Source organism: Alkalihalophilus pseudofirmus OF4 (assembly GCF_000005825.2).
GTDB classification, from domain to species: domain Bacteria; phylum Bacillota; class Bacilli; order Bacillales; family Bacillaceae_D; genus Alkalihalophilus; species Alkalihalophilus pseudofirmus.
Window position 1 is genome coordinate 3,775,673 of sequence record NC_013791.2, and the last position, 18,296, is coordinate 3,793,968.

General features: G+C 39.5%; 16 protein-coding genes, 1 tRNA gene and 1 riboswitch. Of the genes, 7 read left to right on the forward strand and 10 right to left on the reverse strand.

Features of this window, described 5'->3' with window-relative positions; all coding sequences use genetic code 11:
* Window positions 1-8: 8 nt before the first annotated feature.
* Window positions 9-110, reverse strand: a riboswitch (guanidine-I (ykkC/yxkD leader).
* 451 nt (window positions 111-561) lie between these two features.
* Entirely contained in the window at window positions 562-1,185 is a 624-nt protein-coding gene (locus BPOF4_RS18750) for a cell wall hydrolase (protein WP_012960835.1), read from the forward strand.
* Between the two features lie 59 nt (window positions 1,186-1,244).
* Here BPOF4_RS18750 and BPOF4_RS21780 read toward each other — a convergent pair.
* Window positions 1,245-2,575, reverse strand: a protein-coding gene (locus tag BPOF4_RS21780; protein WP_235806211.1) for an IS3 family transposase whose coding sequence is annotated in 2 segments (ribosomal slippage) — window positions 1,245-2,194 and window positions 2,194-2,575 — 1,332 coding nt in all. Because the reading frame shifts where the segments join, the coding sequence is not laid out codon by codon here.
* A gap of 148 nt (window positions 2,576-2,723) precedes the next feature.
* Window positions 2,724-3,917 carry a class I SAM-dependent rRNA methyltransferase gene (locus tag BPOF4_RS18765; RefSeq protein ID WP_012960836.1) on the reverse strand — a complete coding sequence of 398 codons (1,194 nt, stop codon included), beginning with the start codon at window positions 3,915-3,917 and terminating at the stop codon, window positions 2,724-2,726.
* 166 nt (window positions 3,918-4,083) lie between these two features.
* Here BPOF4_RS18765 and BPOF4_RS18770 point away from each other — a divergent pair, with 166 nt between their 5' ends.
* Window positions 4,084-4,842: a class I SAM-dependent methyltransferase gene (locus tag BPOF4_RS18770; RefSeq protein ID WP_012960837.1), complete on the forward strand. Its 759-nt coding sequence runs from the start codon at window positions 4,084-4,086 to the stop codon at window positions 4,840-4,842.
* Window positions 4,843-4,888: 46 nt separating this feature from the next.
* On the opposite strand, the gene aldA is transcribed toward BPOF4_RS18770, so the two are convergent.
* The gene (gene aldA / locus BPOF4_RS18775) at window positions 4,889-6,331 is read right to left on the reverse strand and encodes an aldehyde dehydrogenase (RefSeq protein ID WP_012960838.1); all 1,443 of its coding nucleotides are present in this window, start codon (window positions 6,329-6,331) and stop codon (window positions 4,889-4,891) included.
* A gap of 251 nt (window positions 6,332-6,582) precedes the next feature.
* Between aldA and BPOF4_RS18780 the strand changes: the two genes are divergently transcribed.
* Window positions 6,583-6,924 carry a YflT domain-containing protein gene (locus BPOF4_RS18780; protein WP_012960839.1) on the forward strand — a complete coding sequence of 114 codons (342 nt, stop codon included), beginning with the start codon at window positions 6,583-6,585 and terminating at the stop codon, window positions 6,922-6,924.
* A 46-nt stretch (window positions 6,925-6,970) separates the two neighbouring features.
* On the opposite strand, the gene BPOF4_RS18785 is transcribed toward BPOF4_RS18780, so the two are convergent.
* On the reverse strand, window positions 6,971-8,644 hold the full coding sequence (locus BPOF4_RS18785) for a putative bifunctional diguanylate cyclase/phosphodiesterase (protein ID WP_012960840.1): 1,674 nt from the start codon (window positions 8,642-8,644) through the stop codon (window positions 6,971-6,973).
* 511 nt (window positions 8,645-9,155) lie between these two features.
* Between BPOF4_RS18785 and BPOF4_RS18790 the strand changes: the two genes are divergently transcribed.
* Window positions 9,156-9,226, forward strand: a tRNA-Cys gene (locus tag BPOF4_RS18790).
* 114 nt (window positions 9,227-9,340) lie between these two features.
* On the forward strand, window positions 9,341-9,616 hold the full coding sequence (locus BPOF4_RS18795) for a hypothetical protein (protein WP_012960842.1): 276 nt from the start codon (window positions 9,341-9,343) through the stop codon (window positions 9,614-9,616).
* Window positions 9,617-9,627: 11 nt separating this feature from the next.
* Here BPOF4_RS18795 and csaA read toward each other — a convergent pair whose 3' ends face one another.
* A complete protein-coding gene (gene csaA / locus BPOF4_RS18800) occupies window positions 9,628-9,960 on the reverse strand; it encodes a chaperone CsaA (RefSeq protein WP_012960843.1) in 333 nt (110 codons plus the stop codon).
* Between the two features lie 269 nt (window positions 9,961-10,229).
* Here csaA and BPOF4_RS18805 point away from each other — a divergent pair, with 269 nt between their 5' ends.
* Window positions 10,230-11,243 (forward strand): LLM class flavin-dependent oxidoreductase, encoded by a 1,014-nt coding sequence (locus BPOF4_RS18805; RefSeq protein WP_012960844.1) that lies wholly within the window; start codon window positions 10,230-10,232, stop codon window positions 11,241-11,243.
* Between the two features lie 71 nt (window positions 11,244-11,314).
* Here the strand turns inward: BPOF4_RS18805 and BPOF4_RS18810 are convergent, their stop codons facing one another.
* Window positions 11,315-12,514: an iron-containing alcohol dehydrogenase gene (locus BPOF4_RS18810; RefSeq protein WP_012960845.1), complete on the reverse strand. Its 1,200-nt coding sequence runs from the start codon at window positions 12,512-12,514 to the stop codon at window positions 11,315-11,317.
* Between the two features lie 156 nt (window positions 12,515-12,670).
* Between BPOF4_RS18810 and BPOF4_RS18815 the strand changes: the two genes are divergently transcribed.
* A complete protein-coding gene (locus tag BPOF4_RS18815) occupies window positions 12,671-13,342 on the forward strand; it encodes an Lrp/AsnC family transcriptional regulator (protein WP_012960846.1) in 672 nt (223 codons plus the stop codon).
* A gap of 43 nt (window positions 13,343-13,385) precedes the next feature.
* Here the strand turns inward: BPOF4_RS18815 and BPOF4_RS18820 are convergent, their stop codons facing one another.
* The 4 genes from BPOF4_RS18820 to BPOF4_RS18835 all read right to left on the reverse strand — a co-directional run bounded on the left by BPOF4_RS18820 (window position 13,386) and on the right by BPOF4_RS18835 (window position 18,259).
* Window positions 13,386-14,273, reverse strand: a complete 888-nt coding sequence (locus BPOF4_RS18820) for an NAD(P)/FAD-dependent oxidoreductase (protein ID WP_012960847.1) — start codon at window positions 14,271-14,273, stop codon at window positions 13,386-13,388.
* Window positions 14,274-14,363: 90 nt separating this feature from the next.
* Window positions 14,364-14,963: a hypothetical protein gene (locus BPOF4_RS18825; RefSeq protein WP_012960848.1), complete on the reverse strand. Its 600-nt coding sequence runs from the start codon at window positions 14,961-14,963 to the stop codon at window positions 14,364-14,366.
* A gap of 11 nt (window positions 14,964-14,974) precedes the next feature.
* Window positions 14,975-16,171, reverse strand: coding sequence for a ParM/StbA family protein (locus BPOF4_RS18830; RefSeq protein WP_012960849.1), 1,197 nt, complete (start codon window positions 16,169-16,171; stop codon window positions 14,975-14,977).
* Between the two features lie 489 nt (window positions 16,172-16,660).
* The gene (locus BPOF4_RS18835; RefSeq protein ID WP_012960850.1) at window positions 16,661-18,259 is read right to left on the reverse strand and encodes a glutathione ABC transporter substrate-binding protein; all 1,599 of its coding nucleotides are present in this window, start codon (window positions 18,257-18,259) and stop codon (window positions 16,661-16,663) included.
* Between the last annotated feature and the right edge of the window lie 37 nt (window positions 18,260-18,296).

The following is an 18,296-nucleotide window of genomic DNA, read 5'->3' on the forward strand; positions in this document are numbered from 1 at the left end:
AAAAGAATATCTCCCGGGCTTTTATCCCTCCGTGTCACAATTGGTTTCATTGTGGGTTTTCTCTCGGACCAGTCCAGCTGAATCGCTGCGGAACCCTAGAAAACAACATGTATTCAATTGCCTACATTATTTCAACTTCCCTTTTTAATGTCAACCGGAAAAAGTTAACTTCATTTATTTCTGCCTAGTTTATGGTATGCCAAACGCTTTAAAAAGAAGGTAATTGCTGTCATTTAGTCATTATATTTGTAAATATATTGAAATAACCAACTACTTCATTCTATCTTTTTACCAATAAATATAAAAAAAAGAAAAAATGTGTCCTTCTATGCAGGTCATCTTACTAATTTTGAGTAAAACAAATAAAAATGTCCCTGTTTACATCCTTTGTGTCCCGGATGATGGTCTCTTGTTTACAGTAGAAAGGCTATGAAACAATAAAATTAATCAACAATCACCCTGTATAGACTGAGACATTTTAAACAGCAATGTTTAAAAAAGCTTCATTCGTGGTAAACAGTTTTGGTCAATACATACAGGAATCTTATGAGGAGTGATGACATGAAACAACTATTTTTGTTAAGTAAAACATTTGTAGCATTAGCTATTCTATTTTTCATTTCACCAACAGAAGGACAAGCTCACAGCTTGCTGAAACAAGGAGATACTAGTGCAGAGGTAGAAGAGTTACAAAAGCAGTTAATTCAACTAGATTACTTAGATACAGATGCAACGGGTTACTACGGACCTCAAACCGACCAGGCTGTCCGAAACTTCCAAAGTGATTTTGGGTTAGTTGTAGACGGACTTGCAGGAGTTGCTACACATAGTTTATTAGAAGAAGTACATAAGTTAGCAAAAATTGTCTACGGTGAAGCACGTGGAGAATCTTTTGAAGGACAAGTAGCCGTAGCTGGTGTTGTATTAAATAGAGTAGAGTCTGATGAATTTCCTCAAACTCTTGCCGGTGTCATCTACCAGCGTAATGCATTTACTGCGGTTCATGATGGACAATATGAGTTAACACCTGATGCGACAGCATACCAAGCCGTAAGAGAAGCATACAAAGGTACTGATCCAAGCCAGGGGGCATTATATTATTTTAACCCAGACATCGCGACATCTGAATGGATCCAAACAAGAACAGTAGAACATCGTATTGGCAGCCACGTATTTGCTAATTAAAAAAACAAGCCAGGCTCTTATTTAAAGTGTACCCTTTGTAAAGGACATTTTTAAAAAGCCTAGGCAGCCTTAATAAGATGATCTCTGTACTGAACAGGGGTCATCTTATTTCTATTCCACTGGTATCTATAGTGATTGTAGTAGGTCATATATCGTTTCATTTCTTTTTTTACTTCATCTAGAGTTGAACATTCTTTAATAGAGGCTTCATCCTTAAGGTGGCCAAAGAAAGATTCCTGAGGGGCGTTATCCCAACAGTTTCCTCGTCTTGACATCGACTGATGATATCCCATCTTCTTCACTAACTTTTGAAAAGCAGGACTTGTGTAATGAAATCCTTGATCCGAGTGAATGAAAGCATCCTTTGCTTTCTTGAAGTTTCTATTCTTCTTTAACTTTAAAAGAGTGTCTGTAGCTAAGTCCATCGTTAGGCGGTCTAACACATGATAAGCCAAAGCTTGTCCAGAGGTACCATCTATTATGGTTGATAAGTAAGCCTTTTGATTTTTACCGTAAAATAAATAGGTGATATCTGTTAAGAGGACTTTTCCTGGAATACCTTGCCTAAACTCCCGATTCAATAAGTTTGGCATTGTCCGATGTTCATGTGTAGCTTTCATCATTCGTCTATAAGGGTTGGCCTTCCTAATAGGACAAATAATGTTGTATTTCTTCATGATTCGTCGGATCCGCTTCAAATTGTAGACAACACTAAATTGACCCGCCAATGTCATTTTAATTTGACGTGCCCCTTTCTTACGACCTTTAAAATGGAAAGCTTTTAGGATGACCTTCTTCACTTTTTGATCGGCTTTATCTCGTTGTTTCCTGTGTTCCTGTGACTTTAATGAAAAGTAATTATAGTACCCGCTTCTTGAGACACCAGCTAATTCACAAAGATATTTAACCATATGTTTCAGTTGATACTTTTCAATCACAGTACGAATGAGGATATACTTCTGGCTAGGGGGAAGGACTATTTCTTCATCCCCCTTTCCGCGAACCGAATCTTTTTTAAAAGTTCGTTTTCCGCCTTTAGTAAGTTAATTTGAGCTTCTAAGCGAGCATTCTTCTCCTCCATGGAAAGCTCCTTTTCCTTTGTACGCCCTGAATTTTCAGCTCTCGTGTCACGTAGTCCCATTAACCCGTCTTGATTGTAAGCTTTTTGCCATCTTTTACTCGCTGATTTAATCCTTTCTGTTCCTAAAACTTCAACGTCAAATCCGCATACTTCAAATATGTCTCTGGCAAACCTCCCTTTCTCTTTTTCCGCTATAAATATGTGTTTAAATTCATCTGTATAAGTGATGCTTTTTGAACTAACAGATCTAACGTACTTATTAGATGATAATCGCTTAATCTCGTTTTTAGTAAAGTCCTTTTTACTCATTATGTACTCCCATCTCATGATGTATTTCTCTAGTAGTAATGTTATTTATTATACAAAAAAGTACCCTATAGGTAGACTTTTTTTAAGTGTCTACTCTATAGGGTACATTTTAATTATAGGGCCTGGCTGTTTCACTGTATCCACTTTCTTATATCAACTTCCTTACAAAAACCACTTTTAAATAGTTTCCTTCAGGAAAAGCTTTCGTCGTTTTAAAATCAGGCGGCAGAGAATAGCTTTCTTCAATTTTGTAGCGGTATCCTTCCTTCTTAAACGCTTGATCGATAAAGCCTTTAAACTTCTTCATTCCAAATGTACTGCAGTTTGTAGAAGCCACAATAACCCCGTTATCTTCCGTAATTTGAATCGCTTCTTGCAGCAGACTTGTATAGTCCTTCTGTGCACTGAACGTATGTTTTTTTGACCTAGCAAAGCTTGGTGGATCTAAAATAACTATATCAAAGCTCAAGTCCTTACGTTTAGCATAATTAAAATATTTAAATACGTCCATAACAACAATGTCGTGGGCCTCGTAATCGATTCCATTTACACTAAACTGCTCAATCGTCTTAGGGAGACTTCTATTAGCTAAATCAACGCTCGTTGTTTTGGTCGCTCCGCCTAATGCTGCAGCTACTGAAAAAGCTCCTGTGTAAGAGAATGTATTCAGTACCGTTTTACCCTCTGCATAAGAATCACGGATCTTTTTTCGTACCTCTTTTTGATCGAGAAACACCCCTACCATCGGGCCATCATTTAAATACACTGCAAACTGAATTCCATTTTCTAAAACAAGCAGCGGAAACTCTCCCCTGTCTCCAGTAACAAAATCATCATCTTCTACATACGTCCCTTTTTTATTGAACCGCTTCTTTTCATACAGCCCTTTAAAATTGGGAGCAGACTGCAGTGCTTCAATAACCCAATCACGGAAACGATAGACCCCTTCACTGTACCATGTCATCACATAATAACCGTGATAATAATCAATTGTGAGACCGCCCACTCCGTCACCTTCACCATTAAATACACGAAATGCGGTTGTATCATTTGATTCAAAATAAGAGTTTCTATGGTTAATGGCCTGATGAATTCTCCCTAAAAAGAACATAGAGTCAATTGCTTCATGCTCACTTCTCGTTAAAATCCATCCATACCCTTTATTCTGGCGTCCATAATAGCCTCTGCCAATAAAGTTTCCACGCGTATCAACAAGTGAGAGAAGCATTCCTTCTTCCTTTAACGGCTTAATATTTTGGATCGCCTCTTTCTCAAGCAAAGGAGAGCCTGATTTTATTTTTTTTATATGTGAATCGTTTATCGTTACTTTTAACTCGTTCATCTATTTCGTCCACCCAACATTGCCTATTTTCCCGCATGCCATGCACGGGGGTTGCACGTACTTGTTCTGTAGGGTGATTATATCATTATTCTAAATAGAACTAAATGTACCCCGCTGCAACCAAATGTGTTAGAATTTTCTAATAACAGATTTAGGAGTGAACCGTTTGAAATTAACTAATCTTGAAAAATACCATGACCCTCTGCTTTATGACGCTCAAAATGATACGTACACAAAAGACTTATCTCTCATAGAAGAATATGCTGATATATGTCACGGCCCGATTATTGACCTTGCATGCGGCACGGGAAGAAGTGCGGTATATCTAGCAGAACGAGGCCATCACATCATTGGGGTCGATATTCACCAAGGAATGTTAGACCGCGCTAGGAAGAAAGCAGAATCCAAAAATGTCAAAGTAGATTTCCACCTGCAGGATGCAACAAAACTAGATCTCTCAGTACAGAGTCCCTTTCTTTTTCTAGTTGGTAATGCCTTTCAACATTTCTTAACCAATGAAGAGCAGGATGCCCTCTTAAGCGGGATTCATGCGCACCTTGAGGAGGAAGGAATTTTCTTGTTCGGTACTCGTTTTCTAGAAATAGAAGATATTTTAGGGGTGAAACCGTATGAGGCATCCTTCACAGATCATCTTGGCAGAAAGGTCACAGAGGTTTATGAAGACATTTATCACCCCCTAGAGCAAGTGCTAGAATGCGTATCACAAGTGATAAAAATAGATGGGGAAAAGGTACAAAAAGAGAAAGAAACGATCCGCCTTCGCTATGTTCTCCCACAAGAAATGAAACGGCTCCTAGAAGGACATGGATTTACCATTTTACACGCTTATAGCGATTGGAATAAGACACCAATGCATGCAAAGAGCAAGCAATTGATCTATGTATGTAAGAAAGATTCTGTTTAACACCTGCAAAGAGGGCTGACCATTATGCAGGTCAACCCTCCTCCTCTTAATCTTCTTTATATTGCATATACACAACATGTGTAACTAAATAATCTTCTAAGCCGTGTTTTCCATCAGCACCGCCGAGCCCTGATTTTCTCATGCCAGCATGGTACCCTTGTATCGCTTCAAAATTCTCACGGTTAACAAATGTCTCGCCATATTCCAAGAGAGCAGTGGCACGCATCACTTCATGATAATTTTCACTGTAAATAGAAGACGATAACCCGTACTCGGAATCATTCGCCATTTCAATCACTTCATCAAAATCACGATAAGTTGTGACCGGAAGAACGGGCCCGAAAATTTCTTCTTTCATAATCGCCGAATCATGCTTCACGTCTTTTAACAAGGTAGGTTCAAAGAAAAAGCCTTTTTCTACTTCAGCTGGCTGTCCTCCGACAAGAATCGTAGCCCCGTCTTTCACGGCTTCTTTCACCATATCATAAATGCCCTCTAAATGATCTTTGCTAATTAATGGCCCTATATCCGCCTTTTTATCTTCTAGCGGATTGCCATACGTTGCAGCTTTCATCACATCAACCATTTTCAGTAGAAATTCATCTGCTACATCCTCATGAACATATACTCTCTCAGCATTTGTACAAGCCTGCCCTGAGTTTGTCAGGCGTGACGTTTTAATGCTTTTCACAGCCAGATCGAGATCAGCATGCTTTGTAACGATTGCTGGTGCCTTCCCGCCTAATTCTAAATTAACCTTTGTAATCTGCTGGGCAGCGGCCTCCATTACTTTCGTTCCCGCTTTAATGCCCCCGGTCATCGTCACCATCCCTACTTTAGGGTGTGATGCCATGACGTTGCCAATTTCGGAGCCTTTACCCGTCACAAAATTATAAACCCCTTTTGGCAAGGAAGAACGGTGAACAAGCTCATTAAATTTCGCTGCTGTGTTTGGAGTCTGCTGACTCGGCTTAAGCACAATCGTACAGCCTGCAATTAACGCAGTGGCTACTTTTCTAGCCAAAATAAACACTGGGAAATTCCATGGCACAATTCCTGCAATTACACCAATCGGCTTTTTGTGTATGAAAATTTGTTCATTCTTCTGATCACTTGGAACGATTTCACCTTCGATTTTTCTCGACCATTCAGACATATAATAAAAATAATCAATTGCCATATCGACTTCGCCCACTGCAAGGTCATAACTCTTACCTTGCTCTTCGATTAGAAGACGTATAAATGTTTCTCTTTCTTCTTTAAGGGCATCCCCTAACTCTCGGACAATTTTTCCTCTTTCATTTGAAGGAACCGTCTTCCATGATTGCAACGCATCATACGCGGCATCAATTGCCTTGTTTGCATCCTCTTCAGTACCGTTTGCAATCCTTGAAATCACTTCTTCTGTAGAAGGATTAACGACATCTATAAATTCCTCTGACGTTGAATCAATAAACTCCCCTGCTATATATAATTTATGTGGATCCATCCTTTTGCCTCCTTATATGAAAAGTACCTACAAAAGCTTTTCCTATTTTGTACGTTTCTTAAACACCTTTTAGACAATCAGTGCACAACGACATGGAAAATGTCTTATTTTCATAATTTCACAAATTAAAAATAACCCTTTGATACTGCTTGGCTCGTGGCAATTCTCCCCTCTATACAGCCTCGAAAAAAACACCTCTCAGGTTTTAAAATGTCTGAGACGGGTAAATTTTCACCAAGGAGGCGATAACGATGAAACCAAACTATAAAGAGTTCCAAAATGACGAAGAAGTTGTACGTGAAATTGAAACATTGAAGGCTAAAGGTGTAGACCCAGCAACAATGTATGTCATCACACATGATGATGATCGTACAGACCGCATTGCAGATAATTCAGATGCCAATACAGTTGGAGCGAGCGAAGTAGGTCTTGGTACCTCCATTAAGAATGTGTTCCGCAAAAAAGGTGATGAACTGCGCGCTAAATTCTCAGAGCTCGGCTTCACTGAAGCAGAAGCAGAAAATTTAGAGAACAAACTAGATCAAGGTAAAGTCATTCTTGTCTTAAAAGAAGATCACCCTGTTAATATGTAATAAAAAATAAGCTCGATCTGAGGCTGTAACTCAGATCGAGCTTATTTTACTGGTTAACTAATACTTTAAGCCGGCCTTGAAGCTCTTTAACTGCTTCTGGTAATGAATGCTCATCTACAGGTTTTGAAAAATAGTACCCTTGCAGCTCATCACATTTAGATTCTAAAAGCATTTCTGCCTGCTCGCTTGTTTCCACACCCTCTGCAGTTACACGCAGTCCAAGTTTTCTAGCAAGCGAAATAATCGAATGGACAATATGATATTCTTTCGTCTCGTTTTCGATATTATGAATAAAGACTTTATCGATTTTAATTTTATCGACCGGCAGCAGACGTAAATAGTTCAATGAAGCATTACTGACACCGAAATCATCAATTGCTACACTAAAACCTACCTCTTTTAAGCGTGATAACTTATGAATAATCGCTTGCTCATTTTTTAATAAGGAATGCTCTGTTATTTCTAATTCAATCTGCTCTGCAGAAATTCCATATTCCGATATCCCTTCAATTAAGCGGCTTTCGATAGACGGTGCGGCTAATGTTTTAGGAGATAAATTAACAGCCACCTTTGCTTTAGGATCGTTTAATGATCGCAGGAACTCACACGCTTTTTCAATGACCCACTCATCGATCAGCTGGATGAAGTCTCTGTCTTCTGCAACGAGTATAAATACATCAGGCGGAATCGTGCCTAGCTTAGGACTAAACCACCTAAGAAGTGCCTCGAAATGAACGGTTGACGTTTCCACATGAACAATTGGCTGAAAATAAAGAGTCAATTCTTTTCTAGAAATCGCTTTACGGAGCTCACGTTCTAGAATAGGCTTATTCATCACTTCGTTCGTATGCTTATTAAAATTAAAGACCGTAATAGCTTGTCCGCCTTTTTGCTTCGCTTGAAACATAGCGTGATACGATTGGTTAATTAAATGTTCAATCGGCAATTCCTCGTTACGCTTGTAGGCGATCCCCATAACGGACTGTACCGATAAATTCATTTCATCAATTAAATACGGCGCCTGAAGCTGACGTTGAATCTCAGCAGCTACCTGACAAATTTCCTTATCAGACACAACATAAAAAATATATTCATCTCCAGCAACCCGAGCCAATCCGCTTTCTTCAAATTGCAGGACACGCAGCATACGATTTGTCATTTCAACCGTAAATTCATCCATCGATTCATGGCCAATCAAGTCCACAATCCGCTCAAATTGATTAATTTTCAAATAGCATACAGCTAGCTGCTTATCTGGTGCATTTTTTACTTTGCTCTCAAGCTTTTCTTTTAAACCCTTAATGCTCGGCAGTCCGGTCAGCGAGTCAAAAAAGTCATCATGAGTCAGCTTTTCTGTGAAACATAATAAATAGTTAATGAAACCATCTTCTTCTACGATCGGGGTGATCACTGACTTACCCATTTGATTCATCGAATCAACATTCATTTTATCCTTATAGGTTACAGGTTTTCTTTTATGAATCGCTTCAAGATACATTTGTTGGAGGTGTTCTGCGATATAAGCAGGGTACACATCATCTATATATTTCCCTAGGCAGTCTTCGGTTAAAGAAGCATATTCTAGTGCCCCGTGACTGAAATAAGCATATTTAAAACGTCCTTCTACGTACTCCATCAAAAATACAATATCATGAAGCTCTTCTAACGTTTTTATGATGTTTCTTAATTGAATCGTCTTATTTCCAATGCTCTCATTCATCAAATCACCTCTTTCTAGCAGAATTGCGCAGATATCTATAACATGATTCGATTAGACCTTTTCTTTTATATCGACCTAAAAGCAGACTTCTTTCTGTTTATTCTAACTAATTTTTCCTATAAGCGAAATATGTTTTTGTTAGGGAGGCTAAAGAATGATTCCTACGGAGAGTTTAAACATGAAGGAGTTATGAATCCAGATGAAAAAAGCCGGTTCACGCTTGTGAGACCGACTTAATTTCTAGGATCTAGGGGATCCTGGATTTGTATGCTTTTGCTGTTTGCGTTTATTTAAAAACTTTCTTACGATCGGATAAATAATAGGTGCCCACTTGATAATACGTTTAATTAATCGTCCCAAGGATAACGCCTCCTTTTTATGTAATTAAGATACCCTTTCACTCGCTTTTCAAACATCATGGTTAGACTTTATATGGTTGGCTTTATATGATCGACTTTAACTTATTGGTTCTAAACCCCAATCTAATGCATATTGTAAGGTATAAAGATATGGCAGCATCGCCAAGCGGTAAGGCAAAGGTCTGCAAAACCTTCATCCCCGGTTCGAATCCGGGTGCTGCCTCTAGTATTACCTCGCATTTGCGAGGTTTTCTTCACGTTTAGCCCTAATTTCTCATTCATGATCAGCCATTTCGTAGTAACATTAAGGTAAATACTGGATGAGGAGTTAAAGTGTATGTCAAATAAAGTAATTCTAGGCTGCTTTTTTATTGCAGTGTCTGCTTTTTTATATGCCTCTAAACATATGACAGCCGCGATGATGGTCATGAACTTGAATTCAACAGAAGCGAACTACTTTGATGGAGGCTATTCCTCCATTTCAACCGGCATTTCCTTTTGGACGGGCCTGTCTCTACTTATGGGGATTACCCTGCTGCTGCTTGACTGGTTCCCTGCTATAAAAGGCTTTCTAAAACAAATAAAACAGCCCAAAAATAAAACCTCCCATTGATTGGGAGGTTTTCAGCTTATTTTTGTGCCATTTGGTAAATTTGTATCGGGCTTTAACAGCACCACGTCCCCTTCTTCAGGCACACCGCCTAACACAAGTACCTCTGACTTAAATCCAGCTACCCTTCTCGGTGGAAAATTGACAACCGCTGTCACTTGCCTGCCTATCAACTCTTCTGGGTTGTATCGTTTAGTAATTTGAGCGCTTGAACCTTTTATACCAAGCTCTTCTCCAAAATCAATCGTAAGCTTAATGGCAGGCACGCGAGCGCCTACAAGCGGTTCGGCTGCTTGTATCGTGCCAATTCGGATATCTAATTCTAAAAAGTCTTCAATCGTTGCCATAGGAACCACTCCTTTATCTATTTCTCTTTTCATTCGACACCTCTTGCTCATATCCTACTTTTTTGCTTAAACAATCTCGTCGACCATCTTTTGCAAAAGTTTAATTAGTGACAGGAGCTTTACCACTTTTTCAATCTTTCAAGTCGTTTTATTACGCTACCCGAAAGATAGTTGTTACAATATATATATGGAAGTTTTGAACTATTCGCGCGCATACTATGTTGTGCACGGTACCTTCCAAGTACTATCTGATGAAAAGAGTTGAGATGATGTCATTAAATCAAAAAGCGAAAACGCTGAAAGATATTAAATTTTCCGTTCTTGACCTTGCACCGGTTATTGTAGGAGGAACGCCTCGTGATTCATTTAAAAATACAGTCGACCTAGCTCAACATGCTGAAAAATGGGGTTACGAGCGGTATTGGCTGGCTGAGCATCATAATATGCCTGGTATTGCCAGCTCTGCTACGTCTGTAGTCATCGGACATGTTGCCGCTCATACAAACAGCATCCGAGTAGGTTCCGGGGGGATTATGCTTCCAAACCATGCCCCGTTAGTTATTGCAGAGCAGTTTGGGACACTAGAGTCTTTATTCCCCGGAAGAATTGATCTCGGCCTTGGCAGGGCACCAGGGACCGATCAAATGACGGCTTATGCGTTAAGACGTGACCGCAGAAGCAACGGCCAAGACTTTCCAGAGCAGCTTGCCGAATTACGTGAATACTTGCAGCCAACTGAAGAGCTTCGCGTTCGTGCTGTGCCTGGAGAAGGACTTGATATTCCGATCTGGCTGTTAGGCTCTAGCGGGTTCAGTGCGCAATTAGCAGGGACACTCGGCCTGCCATTTGCGTTTGCCAGCCATTTTTCACCTGATAACACATTGCCTGCATTAAAAGTGTATCGTGATCACTTCAAACCATCAAAAGTTCTAGATGAGCCATATGCGATGGTAGGAGTTAATGTCATTGCGGCAGATACCGCTGATGAGGCACATCGTTTATCGACATCGATGCAGCAGCAATTTTTAAATCTCGTTCGTAATCAGCCAACGCAGCTCCAGCCTCCAGTTGATAGCATGGATGACTTATGGACACCATTTGAAAAACAAACACTTAACCAGCAGCTAGGTTCATCTGTCATTGGAGACAAGCAGATGGTACAAGAGCAGCTGCAAGCGTTCTTAGATGAAACAGGAGCTGATGAAATGATGGTAAATGCACAAATTTATGATCACAAAGCACGACTCCGCTCATTTGAAATTGTTTCAGAAGTTGTTCGTTAAATAGAGGGTGCAATCTTCGTTTCCATTAAAAAAGAGGTAGAGCAGCATAAGTGCTCATACCTCTTTTTATTTTACTCTTTAATTAAATGATAAAGACGGGTAAGATCATCTTTCAGCAAGATTTTCGGTACAGGATAGAGCGGGTTCGCTTCCTTATGCGCCCTCTCTACCATTAAAGGAATATCCTCTTCTTTGATATCGCTCACTTTATCTGGAATATTCATAGCGGCATTAAGTTCTTTAATTGATCTAATGAACTTTACGGCCTTCTCTTTATCCGATTCTTCCGACGCACAAATCTCCGCTGCCTCAGCTAACTCCGCTAATGGCTTATATACTGATGAGCCATAGTACTCTAAAACATGAGGTAGAATGATCGCATTCGCTTGCCCATGAGGTACACCGTAAAACGCGCTAAGTGTATGAGCAATAGCATGGACATATCCGACATATGCCCTGGTAAAAGCCACACCTGCTAAATAAGACGCCTTCTGCATAGACTTACGGCTTTCTTTATTCAGTCCATCCGAATACGCTGTTGGTAAATGGTTAAAAATGAGGTTCACTGATTGCAAACTGCATTGTTTCGTTTCTTCCGTATTGCTTCTGCCAATATATGCTTCAACAGCATGCGTCAATGCATCCATTCCCGTAGCTGCCGTAATATGAGCAGGGAGCTTTATAGTCAAAAGAGGATCAAGCACAGCATAATCAGGGATAAGAACAGGATCATTAACTGCATACTTCTCCTGAGTTTCTGTGTGAGAGATGACGGCCGCTAATGTCGCTTCGCTCCCGGTCCCTGATGTCGTCGGTACAGCAAACAAAAGAGGGGTTTTTTTCTTCACTTTTAACTGACCTCTCATTTCTGAAATCCTTTTATCCGGCCGAGCCACCCGTGCTGCTACTCCTTTTGCACAATCAATAGAAGACCCACCTCCAAATGCAACAATCCCTATGCATCGATTGGAATGGTAAAGTTCCAATGCTTCTTCTATATTTTGAATGGTCGGGTTCGGTACGGTCTTATCATAAATACACACATCAATAGAAAGACTCTTTACTTGTTCCACAAAAGGATACAGCAGGCCTGCTGAAATGATTCCCTGGTCAGTTACGATTAACAAACAATCGACCTGTTTATCTTTAATAATGGCAGGAAGTTCATCTAAGCTGCCTTCTCCTTCTAGTAAAGAAGGATAGCGCCAAGGCAGGAAGGTAGAAATGATTTTATAAATAGCCTGATACGACCTGTAATAGCATATACGCATGATATCCCCCCTCTTTTAGCTCATTTTATGCCCAAAAAACCCAAAAAGTATAAGAAAGTATCTTTAATTGCTATACTATTTATATATATATTTACTATATACCCAAAAGACCAAAAAACTCAAAGTAAATGTTTATTTAAACTAGGAGGTAGACGATTGAGCCTGACAAACCGGCGAAAACAATTTTTAGAGGAGTTAGTTCATATCTATGCTAAAACAAATGAACCGATCCATTACTCCGAGATCGCTAAAACGATTGGTGTCAGCAAATGGACCGCCTACGATATTTTAAAAGAGCTCGAAAAGCATCAATTCCTTGAGAAAACATATTCAGTCAATCCTAATGAAACAGGACGTTCCCTTGTCGTTTTTGTTCCTACAGAAAAATCGAAGGATATGTTTCTTAAAGAAAGAGTTCATATCACAAGCGAAGAAGAATGGATGGGTATTAAAGAAAATGTGCTGGCTTTTATCCATCAAACGAAATCATTAGATAATCAAATCACTCCCTTGCTAGAACGTATGCCCCATGCCCCTTATAAAATTGAGGTATGTGCTCAGTTTTTAGGAGTTCTTCTCGTTTATTTAAATAACCAAGGTCCTAACATACAACATCTTACTCTTAATATGCTGAACATCTCAAAAAATCCAGCCATTCAGCTGTCGACGTTTGTTGGAGCTGTCACAGGAATGATAATTGAATCAGCAAGTGAAACGATCAGTCCTGAAATGGTTGAATTACTAAGGCAGTTTACGCATGCCCTCGAAGAATTAAAAGAGGAAGAACTAATTTATCTGATTCATTTATTAGAAGATTTACGAGCGTAATGCAAATAAAACACAATGGCCTTTGGACCATTGTGTTTATTTATTAGCATAGGGATTTATGAATCCATATGGCTGCCTGAGACCCTTCTCCCATCGCAATCGTCACTTGTTCTGAGTGAGCAGCTACATCGCCTGCTGCCCATACATGCTCCACTGAGGTCATTTTAGAGCGAGGGTCGACTACGATATGCTTGTTAGAAAGCCTCTCAGCTCCTAGCTGCTGAGCCAAATCAGAACGCACCTCATTCCCGCCAAACGCAATGAACCCCTTATTTACCTTTATCACATTTCCGTTCTTTAATCTCACATCCAAAAGAAGTCCATCCTCTTCCGTCAAAGCTGAAACCTCTTCTTGGATATATTCAACGCCCTTTTCTTTAAGTTGTTTAAGCAAATCTTTAGAAACTGTCTTTTTTTCATGGTTTATATACAGTAAGTTCTTGCTCCAATAAAGAAGAGTGAGGGCCATATTCGCTCCAACATCGCCACTCCCTATAATGACAGTTTTCATGTCTTTAATTTCATAGCCGTCACAGTCCGGGCAAACATACACGCTTTTCCCAAGACAAGGAAGCAGCCCTTCAAGTTTAGGAAACCGGTCCATAATTCCAGTAGCAAGCAATACTCGCTTTCCTAATATATCTTCTCTGTGATCGGTTTGAAGAGTGAAATAAGTTTTATGCTTATTTATGGTCTCAACTTTCCCTTGTAAAAACTGGACTCCTAATCGTACAGCATGTTCTTTTCCAATTGATCGTAAATAGTCTCCACTTACACCATAGGGGTAACCTAATATATTATGATAACTTTTACATAATAATGATCTGCCTCCATCGCTATCAATGACAAGGACACGATGCTCGTATCTTCCTAATTGAATAGCTGCTTGCAGACCAGCAATTCCGCCTCCAACAATGACACAATCATACATGGTAATCACCTCATCTATATCATTCCCAAATAAGGCAAAACCATAAAAAAACAGCTCCCCCCGATACAAATCAGAAGTAAGCTGTCCTACTCACTTATTCATTCTAGAAAGAAAATCACCTAACAAATCATCGGCATCCTCTTCTTCAGTATCCTCTAACTCTTCTGTAGCTGCCTGTTCTTTGTTCATTTGGCTCCAGTCAAAGTTCATAAGTTCATCATCTGATGTGCGAGGAGGTGTATGCTCCTCCTCTTCTGTTGCTGCAACTTCTTCTATAGCTTCTTTTTGATCATCAAAAGAAGAAAGCTCAATTTCTTGAAGATAAAGAGCCTCATCAATATCAAGTGAAGAACTATTGAGAGCCGCTAAAACAGATGTGGCACGCATCGGATCAGCCAGCAGCTGATAAACAATGCTCCCTAACAAGGCTTCAGAATGAGAGTGCTTAAGCCAATTACGCTGTTCCTTGCTTAACTGTTTAGGCAAAGGAATCGTAACCGTTTCTCTGTCTTGTGAAAGTGAATGGCTTACCCCTTCTAATACATATTCAGCCATCTTGCTTGAAAAGTTTCTTCTCTCCGTCTCTTTTAACTTCTGAAGCTGCCTTAGAATATGATCAGGAGTATCAGAAGGAAGGCGAAAAGTAATCGCCTGCCCCCTTTCAATTCCTGTTGACCCCTTTTTTTTCATCATAGCACCTATTATTTCTTAGCCGCTTTTTTCTCTTGATGAGACTGAGGATCTTTCGCTGCTGCGACTTGATTATTTTTACGATCAAAATCAGCAATCAGCTTGTAGTATGCATTAGCCATCATCCAGATGCTCTCTTTCTCATCTTCAAAGAACGCAATATTATAACCGTCTAAATTATTATTTAATGTTTTCAAGTACTCTTTTAATACCATCGCACCGCCGCCTACAAAGTAGCAAATCTCTGTTTGCGAATTCTTTTGCCATACGTTACGAAGATGGCGGTATTGCTTTTTCGCAAGTTCAAATAAAATGCGGTCTGTAATGTCATGAACACTCGTACGGCTTCCTTTAACCATGATGTGATTGCGGTCTTGCTTTTTCGTAATGACCTCAACTACATCGCGGCGAGTATCTAGCTCAACACCGTGTTTCGTTCTAATTTCTTCACGGATGGCCTCAAGAGATTCAGACACCCCAAGGTTAAAGCCTTGAGCCTTATCATCATCAACATTACGGTTTTTAATAACAGCGATATCTGTTGAAAGGCCGCCGATATCTTGAATTAAAATACGCTTATCTACTAGATCACGATTAATAATATTTAAATCTTTATCCATTACTAAGTTAATGTAGGCAGCAAAGCCTTCTGGATATACTTTTACTTGGTCAAAGCGGATGTTAACTTTTAATCCTTGGTATTTAGGTGTCACTAAAAACTCTACTTGGTGAACAGAGCTTAGAAGCTGAGAACGATATCCAACATCTTTTCCTTCTTTTACTTCACGAAGCGGCAAGCCCGTCCCTAACGTATAATTTGCATCAATTACTTGATTAGACTTTTTAAACAGCTCGCCGTTTTCCGCACGAACTGCATCAAGCGCTAATGTAGCAAAAAGCATAACAAGCGTTTGATCTTCTTCAGATTTACTGCTGCCTGGGTCAAGCTCTGTCGCATTGTCGCTTTTTGTCGCTAAATTCCCCACACGATAGATCGCATTATTATCATTTAATGCGGGTGAATGGACACGGATATGTATTCCTTCTAAAGGATCTTTATCATTTAATTCCTCAATTCCAATAACAGGACGATCCTCTGTATCTCTAGCAATTACATTTGGGATATTTAATTCAAAATCAGCTTTTCCAAATAAGGCTTTAACTGAATCATTACCAACATCAATAGCTGCGATTCTACTTTTCGTCATACATGTATCAAACCTTTCCATATAAAATAATGGCTAAATAGATTAATGGATCTAAATCTATCTTTTACCATTTCTATTTAAGAGTATCTCAGCACCATCTTTCCGTCAATCACCCAATAGTTGCATTCAAATAGTATACATGTTTACATTTTTGTATACTTGTATACTATTATGTATACATGGCTTCAAAACAGCATGTGTACTTGTTTGTATACATGTTCACATTTTTGTATACACACAGTTTACATTTTGTTTTCTTGTATACATTTTTGTATACATTATGAAATTTCCATTAATATCCTTCTACTGGGCACAATTAGACTACTAGAAACGTCATATCCTCTTCTTTCAAGTCCAGCTCAGAACGCTAGCACGCTCCATTGAGCTATAAAAAATGAGTGCGGTACAAACTATACTAAGATCATTAGAAAGGCTCCACAAAAAAGAGCCAGGCGAAACATTTCTCACCTGGCTGACTTTATACTACTTCTATTGAATCGTTACATCTTGCAGCTGATATACACCAGATGCATCAGACCAGAACCCTTCAACACCTTCCCCTACTCCCATAATATGAGATGGGTGATATAAGAAAGCCATCGGTGATTCCTCATTTAAGTAGTTTGTTGCCTCTACATACATTTGAAGTCTCGTATCTTCATCTTGTTCTATACGTGCCTCATATAACATTTGATCAAACGCTTCATCTTGCATAAATACGCGATTACCAGAGCCTACACTATCAGAGTGGAATAACATGTGCATAGGATAATCAGCATCACCTGTACCAAGAGATAAGCCTAGAATAAACATATCATGTTCACCAGCAGTAGTAGCATCTAAGTATGCCCCCCACTCTACCACTTGAATATCAACATTAATCCCAATTTCAGCTAAGCTTGCTTGTGTAAGTTCAGCAATATCAATACGTTCACGATTATCATTTGTCCAGATTGTTGTATTAAATCCATTTTCATAACCCGCTTCAGCTAGAAGTTCTTTCGCTCCTTCAACATCACGCTCAATCGCATCTACCTCTTCGCTAAATCCGAAGTTCGTATCATTGATTGGGCCAATAGCAGCTTCACCTGTACCATCTAAAATACCATTAAGCATTGCTTCTTTATCAAGCGTCATCGCAATCGCTTGTCTAACTAATTTATTATCAAACGGTTCTTTCTCCATATTAAAGCCGAGATATGTGATACTTGCGGCATTTCGAACATAAGCTTCAGTTCCAGCCATATTTTCAACACGGCTTAAATCACTTGGCTGTACAGGGTCAATAATATGAGCTGATCCTGTCTCAAGCTCAGCAATACGTGTTAAGTCTTCAGGTACCACTCTGAATGTTACTGTATCTACCTTAGCGTTCTCACCCCAATAATCTTCAAAATTATCTAGAACGAGATGATCACCAGGCTGCCAGTTATCAAATTTAAAGAATCCAGTTCCAATAGGGTTTTCATTTACATATGTACCAGGCTGTTCTCCATTTTCTACTGCTTCGTTATCCCCGTCAATAACCTCTTTACTGATCATACTTGATGCATAATGTGCCATATGAGCAGGAAGCGGAGCAAATGGCTGCTCTGTTTTAAACTGAATTGTATGGTCATCTACTACATTAATTTCTTCCACAATTTCAAAAAGAATAGCACGCGGAGATGCTGTTGTTTCATTCAAGATACGTTCAACATTCGCCTTTACGACTTCAGCGTTAAATTCACTGCCATCATGGAAATACACATCTTCCCGAAGCTTAAACTCCCAAACGTCCTCTTCAACCGGCGTCCATTCTTCTGCTAACAGAGGCTCAAGTTCCATGTCGGTGTTGTACTTTACGAGTGTTTGGTAGATATTTGACTGAATATTCCCGCTTGGAACATCACTAGACGTATGCGGATCAAGTGACGTAGCATCCGATAAAACCGCTACTACAAGCTCGCCGCCTCCTTCTGCTTCTACTCCTTGCCCAGTCTCATCTGTCGTTTCGCCATTAGATGTTGGTTCGCTTGCACAGCCCACAAGTGCCAAAGCCATACCAATAGAACAAACACCAGCTCTGAAGAATTTGCTTTTAATCATGACATCCTCCTCTAAAATAGTCTTTTTGACACATACA